The sequence below is a fragment of the Klebsiella sp. HN106 genome (genome assembly GCF_051209435.1).
Taxonomy (GTDB): domain Bacteria; phylum Pseudomonadota; class Gammaproteobacteria; order Enterobacterales; family Enterobacteriaceae; genus Klebsiella; species Klebsiella oxytoca.
This window is the reverse complement of the sequence record NZ_JBLURD010000001.1, coordinates 12,833-34,541: the sequence shown is the minus strand read 5'-3', so window position 1 is coordinate 34,541 and position 21,709 is coordinate 12,833. Positions and strand designations below refer to the sequence as shown.

The following is a 21,709-nucleotide window of genomic DNA, read 5'->3' as shown; positions in this document are numbered from 1 at the left end:
CAAAAATTAGTTGTAGTTAACGGTAAAGTTGGCAACCGCATTTGCCGGACCGGCAGTAACAACTGCCTGAGTCGCCTGATAAGAGGCATAAAAATCAAGATTGTTATCAGCCGTGGTGACCAACGGGTAGCTATAGCTATTGACCTGATTTAGCCCTTGCAAACTTTTATCCGCCGTCATCAGCTTAATAGCGACGCCGCTTGCCGCAGCCGGCCCCTGGGTAATAGCTAAAAGATCGCTATTGTTTAAATCATTGGCACCATCAAATTTCACCTTCGCTGAGTTTACGCTCGCCGGGCAGTTAATCAGCTTAATCGTGAATTTAGTTGCGTCAGACTCATCTCCTGTACTCTGGAATGAGGTGCGCGCCACGCGGCCCAAATCGACCGTCATCGTATTATTACTGCCGATATCTACGGTGCAGGCCTGGTCAAGAATTTCACCGGTAAAGTTAATGGTGCCATCAGCAGCGTGAGCGCCTGCCGCCGACAGAGCGGCGCTGATAGCAAATGTCGCCATGATTATTTTATTATTCATTTTGATACTCCTTAATTAATTTACTCTCGTTCCGCGGATAAAAACATGGCATCAAATTCGCCCGTCATCATTTCGCAGACGTTCCATTGCTTCATCATTTGTTTAGACAATAAATTATCCTGCCGGAGGCAATGCACAAGAACATACTTGTATTAAAATCTGCATTCAGGCGATATTGCCCTGTACAAATAGTGATATTAAAAAACCAACCTCATTGCTCCTGATTTAAATTTTGATATAAACCCACCCATTATCTCAAGTGATTTTTCGGTGTAATTTTACACCGCCTGAGATATTCACTCTCCGCTAGCGGTTGGCTCATAATTTCACTCTCAGTTGAATCAGCACATTGATGCCAGGCTATTCTTTTGGAGATATAAAAACGTGTCTGATAGTATAAACACAGTGAAAACAAGTATGTATGGGGCTTTATCTTTCAAACCAACGTCGCATATTGAAAATCTTATTACTCACCTCAAGCCCGGGTCTAACATATTTGAAACACATCCCAGACAAAAAATTAACTACGAGAATGATAGTTCTCGTAAATGTTACTTACTGCTCTCCGGCAGTATTGCGCTTTTTCGCACCCGGGATGGTTTTATGATGAACTCAGAGTCCGCGCCTTACGTTTTTGGCCTAAGCAATCAGCTGGCCGCAGCCGACTATCTTTATATGCAAACGATGGAGCCTTCTCGTATCGCCAGCCTGTCTTTATTTACCGCCAATACCATTATTGCCGAAAAAGACCTGTGGGAAAGCCTCGCGCATTTACTTATTTATACTGCCGGACGCGTTTACGATCACTGTACCCGCATTTCCGCACCAAGCTCATACGCGATTATCCGTTCACAATTATATGAGCTGATGCAGGAGTCCGCTGAGATTCGGCAGAGCATTACTGCGGCAAACTATATCCAGTCGCGGACATTTCTCTCTCGCAGCAGCATTATGAAAATCCTTGCCGAACTAAAAAAAGGCAGTTATATCACCACCGAACGCGGGATTTTGTTGCAGATCAAACAGGGAATCCCGTTGAAATACTGAAAATTACGCCAAACTTGTGTCCTGTTGCCCAACGACTATCTTCTGCTAGATTTAATGTCATGGCAGATTAAACAGAATGTTCTATGGCTGCGCGCGATCGTCATATCGATATCAAAGTACCGTCACCTCATCTGACGCCTCTGCTTGCCGCGATAACCCACGATGAGGATTACCGCCTATGGAAAAAAAGCAGCAAACTTTTTTTCCGCCGTGGATCGCAACCTTTATGCCACTTCGTGCGTAAAGGCAGTGTGCTGATCGTGCGCAATGAAGATGCCTTCTCCCTCGGCATTCTTTCCGCCCCGCTGGCGTTGGGTTTTACCGTTCCACTGTCGGAACACCTTCATTTGCGTACGATGGCTGAATCTGAAATCGCTACGCTTCCCTATGAACAGGTGATGGCGATAGTCGAAGAAAAGCAGATTTGGGACCTGGTTGCTAAACACGTTATGTTTGTGACAAATAAAATTTTCATTTATAACGAGATGCTGACGGCGCCCACCAGCTTTGATATTTTGCGTTATCAGTTGCTGATGCTGATTCAGGAACCCGACGAAATCCGCGCCAGTACAGCCGCCTATCAGTATATTCTTGACCGTACTCGGTTATCACGCAGCAGTATTATGAAAATGCTCGCCGAATTAAAAAAAGGTCACTATATCCAGCTGGAAAATGGCAAACTCCTGGCCATACACCACCTACCTACCCGATTTTAAATACCGCAGCCGTTACTCAGCCCGATCTGGACTACGCGAAGGATTATTATTCGCCGGGACAAAACGCGGCAGCGGCGTCGTTAGCGCCAGACCGCCGATGCTGCCGATTTCTTTTTGCGCAAAATGCTGTATTATGCGAGTTATTGCAGCATTTTGCGGGGTCATAATAGTGCATAAAACGGCCAGACAAAAATACCTCATTGATATCCTTAGTGAAAAAGGCCAGGTCACCATCAGCGAACTGGTTGATAAACTGCAGGTATCTGCGGATACGCTGCGCCGCGATCTTAGCGACCTTGAAAAACAGGGGCTTGCCCAGAAAAACCACGGCGGCGCTATCGCGCTTAATCTCTCGATAATGAATCGCCAGAACCGCAATACGCTGCTGGCGGATACCAAGCAGCGGATCGGGAAAATGGTGGCGAAGAAGATCCCCGGCGGATCGACGCTGTTTCTTGATGCGGGTAGCACCGTGCTGGCCGTCGCCGCATGGATACAGGGCCCGATGACGGTCATCACCACCTCATTGGATATTGCACAACACTTCAGCGATCGCGCGGATATTGAGCTGATTTTACTGGGTGGAAAATGGGACCGACAGCAGCGCCTGTTTGCCGGAAGCGCGACGGTATCTCTGCTGGAACGCTATCGGGCGGATATCGCGATCCTCGGCGCCTGCGCACTCCACGCCGATCTCGGCCTTAGCGCCAGCCAGGAAGCGGATGCTGAAGTCAAGCGCGCCATGCTGGCGGCCAGCGCAGAACACTGGCTGGTCGCCGATCATCTGAAACTGAATCACTGCGAGCCCTGGCTGGTTGCCGGGCTCGCCGACATCCATCAGCTCTTTCTCGACCGGCCATGGAAAGAATTGCAGGACAACGGCTCAACACAACTTAATATCGCTGAGACTAAATAACGCGGAGATGCTTATGAGTAACGCTAAGACTATTAATATTGCCCTGATTGGCTACGGCTTCGTCGGCAAGACTTTCCATGCGCCGCTGATTCAGTCCGTCGAAGGCCTGAATCTGGCGATTGTCGCCTCGCGCGATGAAGAGAAAGTCAAACGCGACCTGCCGGACGTCACCGTCATCGCATCGCCTGAAGCGGCGATTCAGTATCCGGAAGTCGATCTGGTCGTCATCGCCTCGCCTAACGCGACGCACGCTCCCCTTGCCCGTCTGGCTTTAAATTCCGGTAAACATGTCGTCGTCGATAAACCGTTTACCCTGGATATGCAGGAGGCCCGCGAACTGATTGCGCTGGCGGAGGAAAAACAGCGGGTGCTGTCGGTGTTCCATAACCGTCGCTGGGATAGCGACTATCTGGGAGTGAAGCAGGTTATCGAACAAGGGCTTATCGGCAAAGTGAAACATTTTGAGTCCCATTTCGACCGATTCCGCCCGGAAGTACGTGTCCGCTGGCGGGAGCAGAACGTACCGGGAAGCGGCCTGTGGTTTGATTTAGGTCCGCACCTGATCGACCAGACGCTACAGCTATTCGGTCTGCCGCAGTCGGTCCGGGGAAATATCGCTACCCTGCGTGAAGGCGCGGAAATCAACGACTGGGCGCATGTGGTCCTCAACTATCCGCAGCATAAAGTCGTTCTGCACTGCAGCATGCTGGTGGCAGGTGGGGTGGCGCGCTTTACCGTTCATGGCGATAAAGGCAGCGTCGTTAAACAGCGCGCTGATCGGCAGGAGAGCCAACTGCTGGCGGGGGTGACGCCGGGGAGCCAGGACTGGGGCCAAGATGACGATAGTCTGGTCCTGTACGATGCTGACCTGCAGTCACGTGAAATCAGCGCCCCGCAAGGGGATCAGCGCCAGTACTATATTCACGTCCGCGACGCGCTGACCGGCAAAATCAACAATCCGGTATCGCCGTTAGAGGCGCTGGCGGTAATGGCTGTGCTGGAAGCCGCGGTAAAATCGGCCGAGAGCGGAACGACGCAAACCTTAGCGCTGACCGCAGAGGAACTGGCAGGTCTGAAGTAAGCGCTGCGCTAGCTGTCTGATGGCGGATTCCCGGGTCGGTGCGCCTGCATCGGTTCCGGGAAAGTTCTCTTCGCTGGCTCCCGGCGTTACGCTGAGCGGGGTATCAGAGAGGGCTTGTTGGCGACAGCGTGAGGCAGCGAATAAAGCGCCCGTTCATACTGGCTTACAGTTTGACCCGCAGCAGGTCGCTGAACCGGGTGGTGTAGGCTGGAGACAGCCTGTGCCGTTTCATCTCCCAGCTACGCGTAATCCCCTGCCCGGCAAACCAGAGCCGACCTTTTTCACGCCGATTCACAAAATCAAGCACCTCCATCAACTGTTCGCTGTTGGCGCGCGGGCGATAGTCATCAAACAGGCCTAACTGGGCCACGCCCCGGCTAAAGAAATCACCCAGCATCACACCGCACTTTTGATATCGGTGTCCCTCCCGCCAGATAGTCTCCAGGCATTTTACCGCTGCGGCAACGATATCCCGGCTATCCTGAGTCGGAATGTGAATTTCTGTCCCGGCATCGTTACCGTAATAGACGTCATTGCCGGCGAAAGGACTGGTTTTCAGGAATACTGAAACATAGCGGCAATACTGATGCTGCGCGCGCAGCCTTTCCGCCGCGCGTACCGCATGGCTGCATATGGCTTCGCGCATCGGCCCATATTCGCTTACCTTCTGACTGAATGAACGCGAACTAATGATTTGCTGTTTCGTGGGCATATACTCTTCAGGTTCAAGGCAGGACTCACCTCGTAGCTCACGCACGGTGCGTTCCATCACCACGCTGAAATTTTTTCTGATGAGGGAAGCGGGCATTTCGGCAAGTTCTAGAGCCGTGGTAATTCCCATATCATTCAGCTTTTTCGCCATGCGCCGCCCCACCCCCCAGATTTCGCCGACGGCAACCTTCGCCAGCAGTTTCCTCTGCCTGGCTTGTAAAGAGAGATCGACAACACCCTCGAATTTTGGCCATCTTTTGGCCGCATAATTAGCCAGCTTGGCCAGCGTTTTCGTCGGCCCGATCCCGACCCCGACCGTCAATCCGGTACACTGCAGCAGCGTACTTCGCACGTGGCGCCCGAATGCTTCAAGCTCCTCAGTGCGATGGATGCCGCTGAGATTCACAAACGCTTCATCAATGGAATATTGATACACCGCGGGAGACAGCTCCTCAAGAAGGGTCATAACGCGCTGGGACATATCGCCATAAAGCGCATAGTTGCTGCTAAATACCGCCACCTGATGACGCTCAAACTGTGATTTCATTTTGAAATACGGCGCGCCCATCGGGATCTCCAGCAGTTTAGCCTCGTGATTCCTCGCGATTACGCAGCCGTCGTTATTGCTTAACACCACCACGGGGCGCCCACGTAAATCAGGACGAAAGACCATTTCACAGCTGGCATAAAATGAATTCACATCGACCAGGGCAAACATCAGCGCAGCCTGTTGATGCTGAAAGTGACTACGCCAAAAATCTCCAGCTCTTCACCGTCGTTGTGCAGCACAATCGGCGGAAAATCCGGATTCATCGGCAGCAGTTGCATCGTGGGGTGCGTACACAGGCGTTTAACCGTGTATTCGCCGCCGATAGCGGCAATGATGATATCACCATGCTTCGCCTTCAGGCCGCGATCCACCACCAGCAACGTACCTTCATAAATGCCGGCATCCACCATCGACATGCCGGTCGCCATAACAAAATAGGTTGCCGCAGGATGGCTGATACAAAGCTCATTGAGGTCTATCCCCTTCTCGATGTAATCCTGCGCCGGGCTGGGAAAGCCGCACGACACAAGGTCACTAAACATCGGAATCGACAAGATTTCACGCATTTCAGCCGGTTTATTGAACATCAAAATAGATCCTCCCACATCAATACTGTGTTTATATACAGTATTAATTTTTCAGCCGAGTTTATCAAGCCGCCCGGCAAACATTGAGGCGAAAACATAAAAAGACGTAAAATTCTGCCTGAGACCATGACTGCCGCAGGCAGGCCACTCCCGGACCTACGTATTCCAGATGGTTTTGCACTGCGCGCTGGAAATTTCCTCAATTTGGGAGGAGGATAGAATCCGTAGATGCGCTCTTTGCACATAACCTGCTGTTGTCCACCCGACATACTGAACTGGAGATTCATATGTATTACACGTTAGGAGATAAGACTCTCCACTTTTATCGTTATCAGTGCCGCTTTTATGTTGCCCACTGGGATGGCGGCCATGTGATGACGGAGAAGTTCAAGCCGTTTGTTGCTTCTATCACCGAGAAAACGGGCATTGATGCAAAGAACGTTGAGGCGGCGGCGCGGGACTACTTCAATAACGTTGATTGAGAATGTACTTAATACCATCGCTATCGGCTCAGCCATAGCGATGATTTCCGTGGGCAAACGGCAGAAGTTCAGGTAATAGTCATGTCACGGTAACGTAAAATAAAGGCTGTAAGCTAAACCCCGGATCCCACCAGCGCTAAAACGAGGTGAAGAGATGGCCATGTTAAAAGCCAGCAATCTGGAACAGGCAAAGCAGCTACTGCAGTCCGACGATACCGTTAAAATAGAACTGGATTTCGAGCTCGACTCCGATGAGTTCTTTAATTTTGCTATTGAGTATTGTACACATGGAGCAAAGCTTACGCGAGTTGGCGATCGCTTCGTAATTTCACGGAAAATAAAGTAGTCTGCGCGTTAACCTCCTGCCATTCACAGCGTCACAGAGGCCGTCGATTGACGTATCTGTGATGCTCTCAGACACAAGAAATATCTGCATAAATTGCCGTGAAAAATTGATGCAGCGCGCATTTTCGATAATCAGAGAGGAATAAGGTAGCTACGGTTACTCACCGAGGGTTAAAACGTGAAAAAACTACTAATCTGCTGTCTGTTCGGCGAAACGGCAGGTATTATTGCCCGAAGGATGCAAAAAATAGCTGATGACCGACAATGCGATCGCTTAATCAGCGCCGTTGGGGTTGAAAACTTCTTTAGCATCGCCCCCGCCTTTGATGGCGTTCTGATCGCGCCACATATTCAGTATAAAATTGCCGAATTTATTGCTGCGTTGCATTTACCTCAAGAAATTGCTGTTATTGAAAGCTTGCCCTACGCTACATTTGATGGCGAAAAGATCCTCAATTTCGCGCTGAATACAATGCCGCGTGCTCTGGTTTAGTCTGAAAGTCCTGGCCACAAGAACCCGTGGACACACGGGTTCCTGCGGAGCCAATTATCTGAAGGGCGCATCCAGAGGCACTTCGGCGTCAGGCTGGTGAGTAATGCGGTTGCGAAGGTCGCGACGAATCATCTCAATCGCCCAGAACCAAAAAATATGCCCCACTAACTCCGAAATATACTCATCTGCAGGAATATTCAATAAGGAAGGCGTCAGGCCCAGTAACGGAAATGAGATCCAGTGAACGGCAATGGTAGCAACAATCCCTGCCCACGCCCCCTGCCATAATTTGACTTTCGGAAAGATTTCAGCAACAACGCAATATCCCACCGCAAACACCAGAGAGAATATAATATGCGTCACCATAACCGGATTAATGATATGCTCGGAAAAAGTATATACCGTATGCGTGGGGTCAATTCCCAGATAGTCGCGCAAGAAAAGATACGGCGGATTAAACTCATCCCTGCCACCGGAAAAGGTTCGAGGGGGTAAAGGAACTTCCGCACCCCATTTAACGAACGCAGACATAATCCCTGCAACCACCCCGACAAATAGCGCTACGCCATAACGGCGCCTTTCCGGTTGTGTCTGAATAAAAAACTCTTTAATCGCCATATTAATCACCATTAATCCATTACATTTATTTTTCTTATCTCATTTTTAATGGCATTACGGGCAGGCAACATTGATCAAGATCACACTTTTCCGGATGCCGGTGCTACCAGTTATGTACTGTAATTATGGCCATAATGCTTTCGCCTGCGAATCGTAAGCGATTTTTTTACACAAAAAAGCCGCCCGCAGGCAGCTTAGTGACAAAAGGGTGACAATATTGAATAATTTAAGATTAATGGCCCCTTTCAGGGCCGCCAGGTTACTTGCGTAACTCGAGCGATGCCGAGTTTCTGGCAATATGCGGGGCGATATTATCGAATGTAATCATTGCCGATTTACAAAAAATGCATTTCGCGCCAAACGGATTTTTTTCAGACACATCGTAAGTCGATGTTCTGTACTGTGACCCATGACAGCATGGGCACCTGAAATGAATGTGGTCAATCATGATGTTAGCCTCTTTTTGCTACAACATTCTCTACCGCAGGAACATTCACAGAAATCACCTTCCCGGCTTTCTGTTACAGCGTCAACGCGCTGCTCTGAATGGTTGAGAATAACAATGACTCATTGTCATTACTTCTGATAGATGCCTCTGAAGCTTAGTCCAGATTGAGCTCTATTACTGCACCAGCGATTTTTTAATGTTGTTGTTTGCTTAATTTGCCCTCAGGGCACGTAATGTTCGGTAAATTTCAATAAAAAGTTGCGTGCTTTCAGGATAGCGATATCTCTTTTGCACTTTTTCACGCTAAACGGCGGTACTAAAACTACCACTTTGCTATCACCGTTCGCGTCAGCTTCTGAACTTGTCTACTCGGGCTTAGACCGTCATCGTTGTCGCAGGTTCAAAAAACTTAACACTATTGGCTTCACAGAATTAATTAATAACGAAAAGGAGACTCTAAAGAAGGATTATCGATGGATAACGCTTGAGATGAGAACTGCTTTACTACTCGTTTCATTACTGGATCTGTGGAGTAAATCAACCATCTATTGATCGCACAAAAGTAGTTTGATAGCAAGTTTTATTTTGATCGCGTGGCGGAAGCAAGGTTACGGCGCTCACATAATCGCGGCCTAATGGCCCGGATATTAACGCCCTGAATAGCGATTATTCGTCAGTGACCGCCTGCTGTAACAGCGCTTTACTCCACGCATAGAACGCCCGTACCGAAGGAGGAAGGTATCTGTTTTGCGGATAAACCAGCGAAAGGGGCAAAGCAGAAGAGAAGTTCTCCAGACAGGAGACCAGCGCGCCGCTGCGCAGGTACGGCTTAGCCAGATAGCTGGCAACCCGAATGAGCCCAAACCCTTGTATTCCGGCCTGAATGTAGGCATCCGTATCGTCGACGACCAGCGTCTCTTTCATGCGAAGGGCATAATCCCCCTCAGCAAGCGAAAAATGCCACTCGATACTCCGACCGGTACGGTGGTTCAGGTAGCCAACGGCGCGATGCTGTTCCAGTTGGTCAAGAGTTTCCGGCTGACCATGAGCGGCAATATAGTCTGGAGAAGCGAGAATCGCCCAGCGAAAGCTGGCAAGCGGTCGGGCAACCAAAGTGGTCGAATCGTCGATTCTGCCCGTTCGTATCGCGCAGTCATACCCTTCCTGAATAATATCTTCTACGTCATCGCTTGAACAAATCGTGATATCCAGACCGGGATATTGCTGCAGAAATTCCGGCAGCCCTGGGATAATACAATGTCGGGCAAGGGACTGCGGCATACCCACTTTAAAGCGTCCTCTGGGCTGCGCAAATCTACCGGGGAAAGAGGACTCCAGGGTGGCGATCTCAGCCAGAAGCCTTTTGCACTCTGTATAATAACTGTGGCCGTCTACCGTCACGCTAAGCTTACGGGTGGTACGCTGTAAAAGCTGAATTCCCAGGTATGCTTCAAGCTCTTTAATCACCCGCGATACCGTTGAGCGCGGCAGCCCCAGCACTTCAGCCGCTCTGGCGAACCCGTGTGAATCCACCACGCAAACATAGACCTGCATTGATTCCAGCTTATCCATTTTGCCCCTTCACCCACGCGATTGTTCTATATTTGCGAACAGTTTAACCCAATGTTGAGTCCTTATCGAATGTAGCTGATCGACCTAAACTTCCGTAAACCCAATCGATAGTGTGATCTGATCAGTAAGGAGTCAGAATGAGAGAATCTCATATTAATGCAGGTGAAAAGGTATTAGTGCTGGGAGCGGGACAGTTGGGAGCAGCCGTACTCAGCTCATTAATCCCGGCGGTCAAGCGACAAAATGGTACCGTCGCGGCTATCGTGTCGCCAGGATCGTGGGGCGATCGGGGGGAGTTGCTTTCTGCTAGCCATCAACAACTGGCGGCGGCGGGGGCAGAATTTATTGCCTGCGACGTAGCCGCTGGTACGGTTGCATCGTTAACGGGCCCGTTTGCAGAGTTTGATACCATCATCAACTGCATGGGCTTTATTGCTGGCACAGGAACCCAGATAAAGATTACCCGTGCGGTACTGGAGGCCGGAGTGAAGCGCTATTTTCCCTGGCAGTTTGGCGTAAACTACAATGTAGTCGGGAAAGGCAGCGGTCAACCCGTCTGGGACGAACAGTATGATGTCAGAACATTATTACGGGAACAAATCGCCACAGAATGGGTGATTATTTCGACCGGTATGTTTACCAGTTTTCTTTTCGAGCCTGCCTTCGACGTGGTGAATTTATCGAAAAATACGATTAATGCCCTCGGCAGCTGGGATACCCAGGTTACCGTAACAACACCTGCGGATATTGGCCGTCTGACCACCGCGATTTATTTGCAACAACCGCGGGTGAGAAATGAAGTTATCTTTATCGCCGGAGAAACCACTTCCTATAGAAAACTGGCGGACACCGTTGAGCGGGTAACTCAAAAATGCTTTTCAAAAAAGGTACTCACTTTGCCCACTCTACTGGAACAACTACGTTCAAACCCGGACGATGGAATGCTTCGCTATCGCGCAGCTTTTGCCAGGGGAGACGGTATGTGGTGGCCAATGAATAAAACGTGGAATGCACAAAATAATATACCTACCCAGGATATTGCCTCATGGCTCAAAAGTAGTATTTATTAAACGCCACGGTCGTCCCGAAGAAGTCGCAACAATGGTCGCGGGGCTGGCAGGCCCGAAAGCCTCGTTCGTAACAGGAGCCATGCAGACCATTGACGGCGCGTTTGGTGCGTGATGCCATGACGGGGTTTGGCAACCGCGAGATCCCGTCATGATTTTGTTACGTCGGTTTTCAGCCTACGGCTAACTCGTTCACAACACTGGCGGCGCTTTTGATGCTGCGGATAGTGCCGATCCCCGTACCGAGTGAGATATAGCCTTCATCAGCATTCCCCTCCAGCATGCCAATACGCAAGCCACGCAATCCCCCCATTGCTCTGCCGAGCTCTTCATGACTTGCGCCGGCCTTATCCATTGCGACCAAAGTTTCAGCGAGCCTGCCCGGCAGGGAGCGATAGTAGTGCGGCTGCGTGCGGAACAGCAGCAAATCAAGACCGTTGGCGGCAATAATTCTGTTTTTAATCGACAGCGGTACCCTGCTCTCTTCCGTTCCGATGAACACCGAACCGGCAAATACCCCTTCGGCGCCTAATGCGTGCGCCGCTCTGGCGGTGCGGTTATCAGTAATACCACCCGCAGCCATTAGCGGAATATTTTTCACCGCATCGGCAATCAGCGGCACGATTGAAAAAGTACCCAGCGCGGTGCCCGGCAAGGTTCCCCCTTCATCAAAACCGGTCGCGACAATGATATCGGCGCCGGCCTCTTCAGCAAGACGAGTATTTTCAGGCGTTGGATTGATATCGCGATAAATAATAGCAATGCCCGCCTGTTTAAGTTCATTAAATAACGACGGTATGATCGCCCCTTCACCGTAGCCGGTATAAACCACAGCGCTGACGCCCTCTTCTTTAATTACCTGCAGAATGGGTGGAGTCCAGATGTCATTGTCTGGAGAGGGGATCAGGTTCACACCAAAAGGCTTTTCGGTCAGTTGCTTAGTTTTACGAATCTCTTCGCGCATTTTTTCAGCGGTTTCTTCGGGCGTTGATACCGCAGTCGCGGCGGTTAATCCGGCATTAGGGCCAAGTACGCCAAGTCCCCCGGCATTGCTGACTGCGGCGACTAGACGGGCATCGGTCAACCAGGAGAGAGGGCCCTGAATCACCGGTTTTTCAATATGCAGGATCTGGCAGATACGGTTAGTTTTCATAATGGATTATCCTTCGCAGTGGCGCTACGGCGCGGGTCGTTTTTGCTGGAAGGAGTGTATGACGTTAGATTATTTAGAAAAATAGCTAAAAAAGTTCATCACTATTATAAAATTGATAACAATATCTACTCTGGCATCAGGCAAAAGAATCCAGCCATGCAATTAAATCTCTTTGAATCTATAAGAATTTTTATTGAAATTGTCGAATCAGGCAGCTTTACTCAGGCAGCAGAAAACCTGCAAGTTCATCGCCCCGCCGTGACGAAAGCCTTACAGCTGCTTGAGCAGCACTGCGGTACGCGTTTGCTGCAGCGAACCACGCGTCGCATTAGCCTGACGCCTGACGGGGAAACGTTTTATCACCGGAGTAAACCTTTACTCTCCCAGGCGGATGAGCTGCTGGAGTCTTTTGGCGCCGATCGCGTACTGCGCGGCCAGCTGCGGGTTGATATGCCCATCGCTTTTGCAACTTTACTGGTTGTCCCAAGGCTTCCTGATTTTTATCGCCAGCATCCTGACCTCGAAATCATTCTTAGTAGCTCAGATCGCCGGAGAGATATGCTGCGCGATGGTCTTGACTGCCTGCTTCGCGTCGGGGAACTGGATGACGGAGACTATATCGCCCGTAAGCTGGGCAATATTAAAATGACGACCTGCGCCAGCCCGGCCTATATTGCCCGCTACGGCGCGCCGAACACGCTGGAGGATTTACAGCAGCATCAGGCGATCAACTGGATTAACAGCAACAGCCGACAAAGCATGCCGTGGACGTTTACCACGCCAGAAGGCCCCGTTGAAATGACGCTTCCCGGTAAGCTGGTCGTGGATAACTCAGAAACCTATTTATCTGCGGGGCTGGCAGGCCTGGGATTAGTCCAGGGGATGAACGTGTTTTTACAGCCTTATCTCGACCGGGGGCTGTTAGTGGAAGTCTTACCCGACAATCCTACCCCCGATCGCAAACTGTCACTTTTGTATCCGCACCGCCATCTTTCCCGCAAAGTTCGGGTGTTTACCGAATGGTTAGAGAGCTTATTGTGAAAAACAAATTTAATACCGTCCTCCTGGGTGAAATTAACAGGATTAATTCACAGCAGGACAGGGGTGCCGTCAGTAAACCTTCGCCAGGCCATAGGCTCTGCGTTGGCTGGCGGCGGCACGACAGCAGATACTCATTCCGGAAAGATTAATGCGTTCAGGACGTGATCCTGCCAGATACCATTAATTTTCAGATAAGAGTGCGCATAGCCCTCTTGCACAAAACCCAGACTTTTAAGGGTATTGCTGCTCCGCACGTTATCAGGCAGATGATTGGCCATGATCCTGTGTATCCCGTAATTCTCACGCACGTACCGAATCGCCTGCTCTAACGCTTCGCGCATCAGGCCCTTTCCCTGGCAGGCGCGATCGAGGGAAAAGCCCAGATAGCATGCCTGAAAAACGCCGAAGACAAAGTTAGTGAAGTTGATACTGCCGATGATTTGCGGTTCATTTTTGAGGGTGAAAACCAGCATCAGGCTACGTTTTTCGTCATACTCTCTGCGCGCGCTGCTGATTCTTTGCGCAATAGTGTCTAACGTAAAATAGTCGTCATTTCGCAAGGGTTCGAATGGCGCAAGGTGAGAACGGTTTTCCAGCAAATAATCCTGTAAATGCCGTGCATGGTCGGGCGCCAGTAAACAGATATCGGTGCGCTCCGTAGATAATAACTTCATCGCTTAGCCCTACTAACATGTTGGGCGATGATTATAGGAATTGGCGTAAAAATTAACAAATACAACCACAACATTTAACATTAAAAATACATACCCTTATTTCTCTAATAACTTCGCATTCGGCGCTGCGCCGGTCACTGACCGCCGCGGCCACCGCTCCTCTCCTCGTGCACGTCTCCCGTATCAGGCATCCTCGTGCCTGCTCAAGTTCGCAATGTATCTATCACCGCCCGCAGCGCGGGGGAGACGTTGCGATGAGGATAATAGAGAAAAGAGCCTTCCAGCCGCTGGCTGTAACGCTGCAGGACTCTGATAAGCGCGCCCCGCTCCAGGTCGTCGGCGACCAGCTCCTGCGGAACATAGGCCAGGCCCAGTCCCAGGCGGGCGGCTTTCGCTTCCATATAGCTGTCGGCAAAAGCCCACTGCCCCTGAGGCCGGTGGGTAATTTTTTTACCCTGCTCATTCAGCTCCCAGGCGTAAAGGCTACCGTCGCCAAACTGGTAAGCGATACAGGGATGGACGACCAGATCCGCTGGCGTTTGCGGGAAACCGTAGCGGCGAAAATGCTCGGGCGTGCCGACAACGGCCATCTCCATATCGGGCGAAATGCGCACTGCGACCATGCCGCCGCCGACCTCCGGCCCAAGACGCACCCCGGCATCAAACCGCTCTGCAATAATATCGACAAACCGACTTTCGCTAATAAGTTCCAGCCGGATATCAGGATAGCGCTGCTTGAACACCGCCAGCTTCGGCAGAAGGACTTTATCAATCGCATGCTGGCTGGCGTTAATGCGGACGGTGCCGGAAGGCGTGTTGCGATAATACGCCAGAGTGGAAAGCCCCGAATCCAATGCATCAAAGCCCGCTTCTACCGTTCGATAGAGCTGCTCGCCGGCCTGGGTAAGTGAAAGTTTACGGGTCGTGCGCACCAGAAGCTGTACGCCGAGCCTTTCTTCAAGTTCGCGTACGGCGCGGCTGACGCCGGATTGCGCCAGCCCAAGCCGCTGCGCGGCGGCGGTAAAGCTCCCTTCCCGCACCACCAGCATGAACAGGTAAAGATCGTTATAGTTTTCCCGCCTCGCCATCATTCTCCCCGCTACCGTTTCGCTATTTATCACAATTTGATATGAATCTTAGCACTTTCCCCCCGCTAATCAGCACTCTGACTGCTAACTATAATCAGCGCACTGCAACAAAGCACAGCAGCGTTGTCCGTATGAAACCTGTATCAGGAACCTGTTTTAGGGGAAATATTGATGAAAGCGTTCACCAGAAAACTGACGGCCGTCATGCCAGCCATGCTGCTATGCGCATCATTAAGTGGAGTAACAACCATGAGCTATGCCGATACAACCAATCCGAACGCGCCCGTTTCGCTGATCGAAACCTGGGACAAAACCTTTACGAAAAGCGCGAAAGTCGATCACCGCAAGGTGACCTTCCAGAACCGCTACGGGATCACCCTGGTCGGCGATCTCTACATCCCTAAAGATCGCGGCGAGCGCAAGCTGGCGGCGATTGCCGTAAGCGGCCCCTTCGGCGCGGTGAAAGAGCAGTCCAGCGGGCTGTATGCCCAGACCCTGGCAGAACAGGGCTTTGTCACCCTCGCCTTCGATCCTTCGTACACGGGGGAAAGCGGCGGTCATCCGCGTAACGTCGCCTCGCCGGATATCAATACTGAGGATTTCAGCGCGGCGGTGGATTTTTTAGGATTGCAAAACGAAGTGGATCGCAACCGAATCGGCCTGCTCGGCATCTGCGGCTGGGGCGGCATGGCGCTGAACGATGCCGCGATGGATACCCGCGTCAAAGCGGTGGCCACCAGCGTTATGTACGATATGAGCCGCGCGATGGGCCACGGCGTTGGCGACGGTAAAGATCGTTATACCACCGCCGATCGCCGCGCCGTACTGCAATATCTGAACGCGCAGCGCTGGAAAGATGCGGAAAACGGTACCTTCGCACCGGGCGGACATGACATTTATGTCGATGAGAAAGGCAACGCCAGCGCGGGCGATCGTATCCTGCCGGAAACCCTGCCAGCCAACCCGAACCCGGTATTGAAAGAGTTCTTTGATTATTACCGCATGCCGCGCGGTTTCCACGCCCGCTCCGTCAACTCAACCGGCGCGTGGAACGCGACCATGCCGCTGTCGTTTATGAATATGCCGCTGCTGAGCTATGCCAATGAAGTCACCATCCCGACGCTGATCGTAACCGGTGAAAATGCCCACTCACGCTATTTTGCCGAAGACGCTTTCAAGGCTATCGGCAGTAAAGAGAAAGAGCTGGTCATTGTCCCCGGCGCGAACCATGTCGATCTGTATGATAATGCGGCCGGTAAAATCCCGTTTGCAAGATTTGAACAGTTCTTCAAAACCAGCCTGAGATAACGCCCCCGAGCCGCCCGTCTTTGCGGGCGGCTGACCCTCGCGCCCATGACTTTTCACCGCCTTTTTTGCCGCTATTCCATGCCAGGCGTCCTTTGCGGCAGGGCCTGAATCTGGCCGAAAAAATATCCAGAGATGTCCATCATGTCCATATTGAGTCGTAATACACCACACCCTCAACCCCCCGCCCACTGGGGCGGCGTCTTTGCCATGACGCTGTGCGTTTTTGTCCTTATCGCTTCCGAATTTCTGCCGGTCAGCCTGCTGACGCCGATTGCCAGAGAGTTAAATATCACCGAGGGGCTGGCAGGCCAGGGCATTGCGATTTCCGGCGCCCTGGCGGTGCTGACCAGCCTGACCATCTCTGACCTTGCCGGCAGTCTGAATCGTAAATATCTCCTGCTGGGGCTGACGGTGCTGATGGCGGCGTCGGGAATGATTGTTGCCCTCGCCCACAACTATGCGGTTTATATGGCGGGAAGAGCCCTGATTGGCGTCGTTATCGGTGGCTTCTGGTCCATGTCGGCGGCCACCGCTATCAGACTGGTGCCGGCGCACCAGGTTCCCCGTGCGCTGGCGATTTTCAACGGCGGTAACGCGCTGGCAACCGTCGTAGCGGCGCCGCTTGGCAGCTACCTGGGAGCCACCGTCGGCTGGCGCGGCGCTTTTTTCTGCCTCGTGCCGCTGGCGATAGCTGCATTCATCTGGCAGTGCGTCAGCCTGCCAGCGATGGAAAGCGCCACAGCGAGTCGGCCACGCGGTGCTTTGCTTCGTCTGTTCAGCCGCCCCATCGTCGCCATCGGCCTGCTGGCCTGCGGACTTTTCTTTATGGGCCAGTTTGCCTTATTTACCTACGTGCGGCCATTTCTGGAAACGGTAACCCATATCAGCGCCTCAGGTCTGTCACTGATTCTGCTCGCTATCGGCGTCGCGGGTTTTATCGGCACTCTGTGCGTTTCGACGCTCCTCAACGCCCGGTTTTATCAGACCTTAATCACCCTCCCGTTGCTGATGGCGGCGATTGCCGCAACGCTGCTTCTGGTCGGCCACCACGTCTGGCCCGTTGCCGTACTGTTAAGCTTATGGGGAATGCTGGCGACGGCGGCGCCAACCGGCTGGTGGACCTGGATAGCGCGGACCCTGCCCAATGATGCCGAGGCGGGTGGCGGCCTGATGGTCGCCGTCATTCAGCTGTCGATCGCGCTGGGTTCAACTGCTGGAGGTTGGGCATTCGACCGCCTGGGGTGGCAAAGCGCGTTTGGCTTAAGCGGCATTTTGCTGCTTGCCGCGGTGGGTATGACTTTGCTCACCAGCCGTCAACCGGCGAAATAAGCTCACGGAATCCGATACGAGCAGCGGAGTTTTCTCGTCGCGGGTAATGCGTATAATGCGGCTTGCATTCACGCTGAAAAATAACCGCGGCTCATATTATGCATCTCAACCGGTGTTGCTGGCTGCTACTGATCTTCGCAGCGATCGGTAGCTTTTTTACCTCCTGGCCCTTTGCTGTCTGGCTGCTGCTGATTAACGTACTGACGCTGGTGATTTATGGCGTGGATAAAATGGCGGCGCGCAGGGCCTGGCGTAGAGTGCCCGAGGCCACTTTACTGACATTTGGCCTGTTGGGCGGCTGGGCTGGAGCCATAGCGGGCCAAAGGCTGTTCCGCCATAAAACGCAGAAGCAGCCGTTCAGGACCTGGTTCGTCATCAGTACGATGGTCAGCATCGCAGGGATGGCGGCGATTTATGGGTTGTATGCTTTTTCCGCTCACTGAGCGATGGCAACGCTGGCGGCGGGTAAACGGGGCAAGCCATTCAACCCGCCGCTATTCGTAGTATATTATTGAGAGTATTGTTGATTATCAGGTGTACCTTATGACCTACTCCATCGGTGAATTTGCGCAGCTTTGCGGCATTAACGCGACCACGCTTCGCGCCTGGCAGCGTCGCTACGGCCTCCTTAAGCCACAGCGTACCGATGGCGGCCATCGTCTGTACAGCGATGACGATATTCAGCAGGCGCTCAAAATTCTCGACTGGGTCAAAAAAGGGGTGCCGGTCAGCCAGGTCAAGCCCCTGCTGGCCCGTCCCGGCGCGCGACGGACAAATAACTGGCTCACCTTGCAGGAAAGCATGCTGCAGCGACTGAAAGAGGGAAAAATCGAATCACTGCGCCAGCTGATTTACGACGCCGGTCGTGAATATCCCCGCCCCGAGCTGGTCACCGAAGTGCTGCGCCCGCTGCGTAGCCAGGTTTCCGCCAATGTCCCGGCAATCATGACGCTGCGCGAAATCCTCGATGGCATCATTATCGCCTATACCTCCTTTTGCCTCGAAGGGGACAAAAAAGCGCCCGGCGATAACTATCTGATCACCGGCTGGCACCTGACGGACGCCTGCGAAATCTGGCTTGAAGCGCTCAAGCGCACCGGCAAGGGTCACCGCATCGACGTCCTTCCCACCCCTCCCGCAACCCTTGCACCGGAGATCCTGCCAGAACGCAAATGGCTGCTGGTGACGACCGGTAAACTCTCGCCTGCCCGGCAGAGGCAGATTGAACGCTGGCAGCAGCAGGTTGTCTCGCTGGAGATTGTCGCGCTGTAATGGCATGCGCCACACCCCGTGGCGCAGCGAACAGGTCCCTCAGTATCGCCCCAACAAAAATCCCCCTTTGCTTTTTCGTGCAACTTTTTCGCACCCGCTCGCAGACGCCTCTTTTCTCGCTAACGCCTCCAGAACCACGCATCAAAGTTTCAATAATAACCACATGATAAATAACAACAATAAAAAATATTTTCACCAAAACTTGGACAAATATTATTAATTGTGTAAGTTTTAACTATGCCACATTGTTTACTCAGGAAGTGACCTATGCGTCCCTCGTCGTCCGCCATCAGTCGTTTTAGCGCGTACTATGCCACGCTGGATACCCAGCCGCCCTCAGCGCTGGCCGAGCTGTACCATGCCCATGCCGTGCTGATCGATCCTTTTGGCCAACATCAGGGACTGGCCGCAATCCAGGATTACCTTTCACACCTGCTGGCTAACGTGGATCACTGCCGTTTCACCCTCGATGCCCCGCTCTGCGCCGGTCAACGCTTTGCCGTCGCCTGGACCATGCACTGGTCGCATCCGCGGCTTGCCGGCGGAGCGGCGCTAGAGCTTGCGGGATGTTCAACGGTCACCATTGAGGACGAACGCATTATTCATCAGCGTGACTACTACGACGCCGGAGAGATGCTGTATGAACATCTTCCCCTGCTGGGATCGGCGGTGCGCGGCGTCAAGCGGAGGGTGCGGAAATGATGACTGTTCTGATCACCGGCGCCAGCTCCGGCATTGGCGCCGGGCTCGCCAGATCCTTTGCTGCGGATGGTCATCTTGTCATTGCCTGCGGCCGCGATCCGTCTCGTCTGGCGGCGCTACAGCAGCACAGCCCCAACATCCGCGTTCTCTCATTCGATATGACGGACAGGGATGCCTGTCGCCAGACGCTCGCCAACTGCCGCGCCGATTGGGTCATTCTCTGCGCCGGGACCTGCGAGTACCTCGATCGCGGCATGGTTGATGCCGGGCTGGTTGAAAGAGTCATCACCACCAATTTTCTCGGGCCGGTGAACTGCCTGGCAGCGCTTCAGTCGCAGCTGTCAGCCGGGAATCGCGTGGTGCTGGTGAGCTCGATGGCGCACTGGCTGCCCTTTCCACGGGCCGAGGCCTATGGCGCATCGAAAGCGGCGCTAACCTGGTTTGCCAACAGTCTGCGCCTGGACTGGGAGCCACGAGGGATCGCCGTCACGGTCGTTTCGCCTGGGTTTGTTGATACCCCACTAACGCGTCAGAACGATTTTTCAATGCCTGGACAGGTGAGCGTGGAGCAGGCGGTGAAAGCCATTCGCCGCGGCCTGGCGAAAGGTCACGATCGTATTGCCTTCCCGACTGGCTTTTGTTTGCTTCTGCGCCTGCTGGCCGGGCTTCCTGAAAGTCTTCAACGCAAGCTGTTACGCAGGATGGTACGGTCATGAAAATCGCGATTATTGGCAGCGGGATTGCCGGGCTGACCTGCGCATGGCGTCTTGCCGCGCAACACCAGGTAACCCTGTTCGAAGCTGCATCCACGCCGGGAGGGCACACCGCAACGGTGGATATCGCCACGCCGCAGGGTACGTGGGCCATCGATACCGGATTCATTGTGTATAACGATCGCACCTATCCGCACTTTATCGGCCTGCTGAGCGAGCTGGGGATCCGCGGCCAAAAAACGCAAATGAGCTTTTCGGTCCATAACCCGCAGAGTGGCCTGGAGTATAACGGTCATAGCCTGAGTTCGCTTTTCGCCCAGCGACGCAATCTGCTTAAGCCGGCCTTCTGGGGTCTGCTGAGAGAAATCGTCCGTTTTAATCGGCTGGCGAAGCAGGCTCTGGGAGGCGCGTTCGACCCGGCCGCCACGCTACAGACCTTCCTCGAGCGCCACCGCTTTAGCCCTTTTTTTGCGCGCCACTACATTCTGCCGATGGGGGCCGCTATCTGGTCTTCGTCGCTACAGGAGATGCGTCGCTTCCCGCTGGCGCTGTTCTTACGCTTCTTTGATAATCACGGCCTGCTGGATATCCGCCAGCGTCCGCAGTGGTACGTGGTGCCCGGCGGCTCGCGCGAATACGTCCGCGCCCTGCTTGTCCGGTCTGGCGATCGCCTGAGCCTCCGCCTCAATACGCCGGTGCAAAACGTTATCCGCGGTCAGGATGGCGTGACGTTGCAACTGGCAACGGGAGAGGAGCATTTCGATCAGGCGATCTTCGCCTGCCATTCGGCCGATGCGCTGGCCATGCTGGCGGAACCCACCGTCGCCGAACGCGAGATTCTGGGCGATATCGGCTGGCAGCGCAACGAGGTGGTTCTGCACAGCGATCCCCGCTGGCTGCCGGTGCGTAAGCGCGCCTGGGCCAGCTGGAACTATCGCCTGAGCGAGCAGGATCAGGCCAGCGCCTGCGTCACCTACAACATGAATATTCTTCAGGGCCTGCCTGCCGACGCCCCGCTGTTCTGCGTCACCCTCAATCCGCCGACGCCGGTGGACCCGCGCTTCGTCTGGAAACGTATGGTCTATGAACATCCGTTGTTTAATCCACAAAGCGGGTCGGCTCAGCTGCGGCGCGAGGAGATCAACGGCCGCCAGCGGAGCTGGTTCTGCGGCGCGTACTGGTATAACGGCTTCCATGAAGATGGCGTGCGCAGCGCCCTCGATGTGGTCAACGGCATCGCCGCGACGGAGAATCGCTGA

Annotated in this window: 25 protein-coding genes and 1 pseudogene; 17 read left to right on the top strand and 9 right to left on the bottom strand. The window is 53.0% G+C overall.

The genetic code is table 11. From position 1 onward, the window contains the following. Window positions 1–6 precede the first annotated feature (6 nt). Window positions 7–537, bottom strand: a complete 531-nt coding sequence (locus tag ACSIPU_RS00195) for a fimbrial protein (protein WP_004101580.1) — start codon at window positions 535–537, stop codon at window positions 7–9. Window positions 538–954: 417 nt separating this feature from the next. Between ACSIPU_RS00195 and ACSIPU_RS00190 the strand changes: the two genes are divergently transcribed. From ACSIPU_RS00190 to ACSIPU_RS00175, 4 genes are all read left to right on the top strand, one after another. Next, complete coding sequence (locus tag ACSIPU_RS00190; RefSeq protein ID WP_032742579.1) at window positions 955–1,584, top strand: winged helix-turn-helix transcriptional regulator; 630 nt, start codon at window positions 955–957, stop codon at window positions 1,582–1,584. Window positions 1,585–1,667: 83 nt separating this feature from the next. Then, window positions 1,668–2,300, top strand: coding sequence for a winged helix-turn-helix transcriptional regulator (locus tag ACSIPU_RS00185; protein ID WP_004101576.1), 633 nt, complete (start codon window positions 1,668–1,670; stop codon window positions 2,298–2,300). Between the two features lie 169 nt (window positions 2,301–2,469). Beyond that, window positions 2,470–3,216: a DeoR/GlpR family DNA-binding transcription regulator gene (locus ACSIPU_RS00180; RefSeq protein ID WP_196558085.1), complete on the top strand. Its 747-nt coding sequence runs from the start codon at window positions 2,470–2,472 to the stop codon at window positions 3,214–3,216. Between the two features lie 13 nt (window positions 3,217–3,229). Further along, window positions 3,230–4,297 carry an oxidoreductase gene (locus ACSIPU_RS00175; RefSeq protein WP_196558084.1) on the top strand — a complete coding sequence of 356 codons (1,068 nt, stop codon included), beginning with the start codon at window positions 3,230–3,232 and terminating at the stop codon, window positions 4,295–4,297. A gap of 163 nt (window positions 4,298–4,460) precedes the next feature. Here the strand turns inward: ACSIPU_RS00175 and umuC are convergent, their stop codons facing one another. Then, window positions 4,461–5,726, bottom strand: a complete 1,266-nt coding sequence (umuC, locus tag ACSIPU_RS00170) for a translesion error-prone DNA polymerase V subunit UmuC (protein WP_004101569.1) — start codon at window positions 5,724–5,726, stop codon at window positions 4,461–4,463. Beyond that, on the bottom strand, window positions 5,726–6,145 hold the full coding sequence (gene umuD / locus ACSIPU_RS00165; protein ID WP_227628696.1) for a translesion error-prone DNA polymerase V autoproteolytic subunit: 420 nt from the start codon (window positions 6,143–6,145) through the stop codon (window positions 5,726–5,728). Before umuD ends, umuC begins: the two co-directional genes overlap by 1 nt. Window positions 6,146–6,432: 287 nt before the next feature. Between umuD and ACSIPU_RS00160 the strand changes: the two genes are divergently transcribed. From ACSIPU_RS00160 to ACSIPU_RS00150, 3 genes are all read left to right on the top strand, one after another. Further along, complete coding sequence (locus ACSIPU_RS00160) at window positions 6,433–6,627, top strand: hypothetical protein (protein WP_004101565.1); 195 nt, start codon at window positions 6,433–6,435, stop codon at window positions 6,625–6,627. A 154-nt stretch (window positions 6,628–6,781) separates the two neighbouring features. Beyond that, complete coding sequence (locus tag ACSIPU_RS00155; protein ID WP_004112572.1) at window positions 6,782–6,973, top strand: hypothetical protein; 192 nt, start codon at window positions 6,782–6,784, stop codon at window positions 6,971–6,973. A 177-nt stretch (window positions 6,974–7,150) separates the two neighbouring features. Further along, window positions 7,151–7,465 (top strand): PTS sugar transporter subunit IIB, encoded by a 315-nt coding sequence (locus ACSIPU_RS00150; RefSeq protein WP_196558083.1) that lies wholly within the window; start codon window positions 7,151–7,153, stop codon window positions 7,463–7,465. A gap of 54 nt (window positions 7,466–7,519) precedes the next feature. Here the strand turns inward: ACSIPU_RS00150 and ACSIPU_RS00145 are convergent, their stop codons facing one another. The 3 genes from ACSIPU_RS00145 to ACSIPU_RS00135 all read right to left on the bottom strand — a co-directional run bounded on the left by ACSIPU_RS00145 (window position 7,520) and on the right by ACSIPU_RS00135 (window position 10,103). Continuing rightward, window positions 7,520–8,083 carry a YagU family protein gene (locus ACSIPU_RS00145; protein WP_004112567.1) on the bottom strand — a complete coding sequence of 188 codons (564 nt, stop codon included), beginning with the start codon at window positions 8,081–8,083 and terminating at the stop codon, window positions 7,520–7,522. 259 nt (window positions 8,084–8,342) lie between these two features. After that, complete coding sequence (ymcF, locus tag ACSIPU_RS00140) at window positions 8,343–8,531, bottom strand: cold shock small protein YmcF (protein ID WP_004101558.1); 189 nt, start codon at window positions 8,529–8,531, stop codon at window positions 8,343–8,345. A gap of 666 nt (window positions 8,532–9,197) precedes the next feature. Further along, entirely contained in the window at window positions 9,198–10,103 is a 906-nt protein-coding gene (locus tag ACSIPU_RS00135; protein WP_024274077.1) for a LysR family transcriptional regulator, read from the bottom strand. Window positions 10,104–10,240: 137 nt separating this feature from the next. On the opposite strand from ACSIPU_RS00135, the gene ACSIPU_RS00130 reads away from it, so the two are divergent. Both ACSIPU_RS00130 and ACSIPU_RS00125 read left to right on the top strand, forming a co-directional pair. Then, window positions 10,241–11,173: an aromatic alcohol reductase gene (locus ACSIPU_RS00130; RefSeq protein ID WP_196558082.1), complete on the top strand. Its 933-nt coding sequence runs from the start codon at window positions 10,241–10,243 to the stop codon at window positions 11,171–11,173. Then, window positions 11,169–11,285: pseudogene (locus ACSIPU_RS00125) on the top strand (oxidoreductase); the annotation flags it as partial. The gene ACSIPU_RS00130 and the pseudogene ACSIPU_RS00125, both read left to right, overlap by 5 nt. Before the next feature lie 57 nt (window positions 11,286–11,342). On the opposite strand, the gene ACSIPU_RS00120 reads toward ACSIPU_RS00125, so the two are convergent. Beyond that, window positions 11,343–12,323, bottom strand: a complete 981-nt coding sequence (locus ACSIPU_RS00120) for an NAD(P)H-dependent flavin oxidoreductase (RefSeq protein WP_023320841.1) — start codon at window positions 12,321–12,323, stop codon at window positions 11,343–11,345. A 156-nt stretch (window positions 12,324–12,479) separates the two neighbouring features. Here ACSIPU_RS00120 and ACSIPU_RS00115 point away from each other — a divergent pair, with 156 nt between their 5' ends. Next, a complete protein-coding gene (locus ACSIPU_RS00115) occupies window positions 12,480–13,364 on the top strand; it encodes a LysR family transcriptional regulator (protein WP_024274075.1) in 885 nt (294 codons plus the stop codon). A gap of 131 nt (window positions 13,365–13,495) precedes the next feature. Here the strand turns inward: ACSIPU_RS00115 and ACSIPU_RS00110 are convergent, their stop codons facing one another. Continuing rightward, window positions 13,496–14,038, bottom strand: coding sequence for a GNAT family N-acetyltransferase (locus ACSIPU_RS00110; protein ID WP_004101547.1), 543 nt, complete (start codon window positions 14,036–14,038; stop codon window positions 13,496–13,498). Window positions 14,039–14,241: 203 nt separating this feature from the next. Further along, the gene (locus ACSIPU_RS00105; RefSeq protein WP_004101545.1) at window positions 14,242–15,126 is read right to left on the bottom strand and encodes a LysR family transcriptional regulator; all 885 of its coding nucleotides are present in this window, start codon (window positions 15,124–15,126) and stop codon (window positions 14,242–14,244) included. A 171-nt stretch (window positions 15,127–15,297) separates the two neighbouring features. Here ACSIPU_RS00105 and ACSIPU_RS00100 point away from each other — a divergent pair, with 171 nt between their 5' ends. From ACSIPU_RS00100 to ACSIPU_RS00070, 7 genes are all read left to right on the top strand, one after another. Next, window positions 15,298–16,434: an alpha/beta hydrolase gene (locus ACSIPU_RS00100; RefSeq protein ID WP_016807767.1), complete on the top strand. Its 1,137-nt coding sequence runs from the start codon at window positions 15,298–15,300 to the stop codon at window positions 16,432–16,434. A gap of 141 nt (window positions 16,435–16,575) precedes the next feature. Beyond that, window positions 16,576–17,763: an MFS transporter gene (locus tag ACSIPU_RS00095; RefSeq protein WP_023320840.1), complete on the top strand. Its 1,188-nt coding sequence runs from the start codon at window positions 16,576–16,578 to the stop codon at window positions 17,761–17,763. 98 nt (window positions 17,764–17,861) lie between these two features. Continuing rightward, a complete protein-coding gene (locus tag ACSIPU_RS00090) occupies window positions 17,862–18,206 on the top strand; it encodes a DUF1294 domain-containing protein (RefSeq protein ID WP_016807654.1) in 345 nt (114 codons plus the stop codon). A 100-nt stretch (window positions 18,207–18,306) separates the two neighbouring features. Then, the gene (locus ACSIPU_RS00085; protein ID WP_004101537.1) at window positions 18,307–19,035 is read left to right on the top strand and encodes a MerR family transcriptional regulator; all 729 of its coding nucleotides are present in this window, start codon (window positions 18,307–18,309) and stop codon (window positions 19,033–19,035) included. 267 nt (window positions 19,036–19,302) lie between these two features. Then, on the top strand, window positions 19,303–19,737 hold the full coding sequence (locus ACSIPU_RS00080; RefSeq protein ID WP_004101535.1) for a nuclear transport factor 2 family protein: 435 nt from the start codon (window positions 19,303–19,305) through the stop codon (window positions 19,735–19,737). Next, window positions 19,734–20,453: an SDR family NAD(P)-dependent oxidoreductase gene (locus ACSIPU_RS00075; RefSeq protein WP_004101533.1), complete on the top strand. Its 720-nt coding sequence runs from the start codon at window positions 19,734–19,736 to the stop codon at window positions 20,451–20,453. The genes ACSIPU_RS00080 and ACSIPU_RS00075 overlap by 4 nt, the downstream gene beginning before the upstream one ends. Then, complete coding sequence (locus ACSIPU_RS00070) at window positions 20,450–21,709, top strand: NAD(P)/FAD-dependent oxidoreductase (protein ID WP_017146024.1); 1,260 nt, start codon at window positions 20,450–20,452, stop codon at window positions 21,707–21,709. The genes ACSIPU_RS00075 and ACSIPU_RS00070 overlap by 4 nt, the downstream gene beginning before the upstream one ends.

Excerpts from the sequence above, each read along its gene's own strand:
- ACSIPU_RS00075 (WP_004101533.1), top strand. The coding sequence starts at position 19,734 with ATGATGACTGTTCTGATCACCGGCGCCAGCTCCGGCATTGGCGCCGGG.
- ACSIPU_RS00095 (WP_023320840.1), top strand. The coding sequence starts at position 16,576 with ATGTCCATATTGAGTCGTAATACACCACACCCTCAACCCCCCGCCCAC.
- ACSIPU_RS00100 (WP_016807767.1), top strand. The coding sequence starts at position 15,298 with ATGAAAGCGTTCACCAGAAAACTGACGGCCGTCATGCCAGCCATGCTG.
- ACSIPU_RS00155 (WP_004112572.1), top strand. The coding sequence starts at position 6,782 with ATGGCCATGTTAAAAGCCAGCAATCTGGAACAGGCAAAGCAGCTACTG.
- ACSIPU_RS00195 (WP_004101580.1), bottom strand. The coding sequence starts at position 537 with ATGAATAATAAAATAATCATGGCGACATTTGCTATCAGCGCCGCTCTG.
- ACSIPU_RS00185 (WP_004101576.1), top strand. The coding sequence starts at position 1,668 with ATGGCTGCGCGCGATCGTCATATCGATATCAAAGTACCGTCACCTCAT.
- umuC (WP_004101569.1), bottom strand. The coding sequence starts at position 5,726 with ATGTTTGCCCTGGTCGATGTGAATTCATTTTATGCCAGCTGTGAAATG.
- ACSIPU_RS00085 (WP_004101537.1), top strand. The coding sequence starts at position 18,307 with ATGACCTACTCCATCGGTGAATTTGCGCAGCTTTGCGGCATTAACGCG.
- ACSIPU_RS00110 (WP_004101547.1), bottom strand. The coding sequence starts at position 14,038 with ATGAAGTTATTATCTACGGAGCGCACCGATATCTGTTTACTGGCGCCC.
- ACSIPU_RS00135 (WP_024274077.1), bottom strand. The coding sequence starts at position 10,103 with ATGGATAAGCTGGAATCAATGCAGGTCTATGTTTGCGTGGTGGATTCA.
- ACSIPU_RS00160 (WP_004101565.1), top strand. The coding sequence starts at position 6,433 with ATGTATTACACGTTAGGAGATAAGACTCTCCACTTTTATCGTTATCAG.
- ACSIPU_RS00105 (WP_004101545.1), bottom strand. The coding sequence starts at position 15,126 with ATGGCGAGGCGGGAAAACTATAACGATCTTTACCTGTTCATGCTGGTG.
- ACSIPU_RS00190 (WP_032742579.1), top strand. The coding sequence starts at position 955 with ATGTATGGGGCTTTATCTTTCAAACCAACGTCGCATATTGAAAATCTT.
- ACSIPU_RS00145 (WP_004112567.1), bottom strand. The coding sequence starts at position 8,083 with ATGGCGATTAAAGAGTTTTTTATTCAGACACAACCGGAAAGGCGCCGT.
- ACSIPU_RS00070 (WP_017146024.1), top strand. The coding sequence starts at position 20,450 with ATGAAAATCGCGATTATTGGCAGCGGGATTGCCGGGCTGACCTGCGCA.
- ACSIPU_RS00130 (WP_196558082.1), top strand. The coding sequence starts at position 10,241 with ATGAGAGAATCTCATATTAATGCAGGTGAAAAGGTATTAGTGCTGGGA.
- ACSIPU_RS00090 (WP_016807654.1), top strand. The coding sequence starts at position 17,862 with ATGCATCTCAACCGGTGTTGCTGGCTGCTACTGATCTTCGCAGCGATC.
- ACSIPU_RS00080 (WP_004101535.1), top strand. The coding sequence starts at position 19,303 with ATGCGTCCCTCGTCGTCCGCCATCAGTCGTTTTAGCGCGTACTATGCC.
- umuD (WP_227628696.1), bottom strand. The coding sequence starts at position 6,145 with ATGTTCAATAAACCGGCTGAAATGCGTGAAATCTTGTCGATTCCGATG.
- ACSIPU_RS00120 (WP_023320841.1), bottom strand. The coding sequence starts at position 12,323 with ATGAAAACTAACCGTATCTGCCAGATCCTGCATATTGAAAAACCGGTG.
- ymcF (WP_004101558.1), bottom strand. The coding sequence starts at position 8,531 with ATGATTGACCACATTCATTTCAGGTGCCCATGCTGTCATGGGTCACAG.
- ACSIPU_RS00175 (WP_196558084.1), top strand. The coding sequence starts at position 3,230 with ATGAGTAACGCTAAGACTATTAATATTGCCCTGATTGGCTACGGCTTC.
- ACSIPU_RS00115 (WP_024274075.1), top strand. The coding sequence starts at position 12,480 with ATGCAATTAAATCTCTTTGAATCTATAAGAATTTTTATTGAAATTGTC.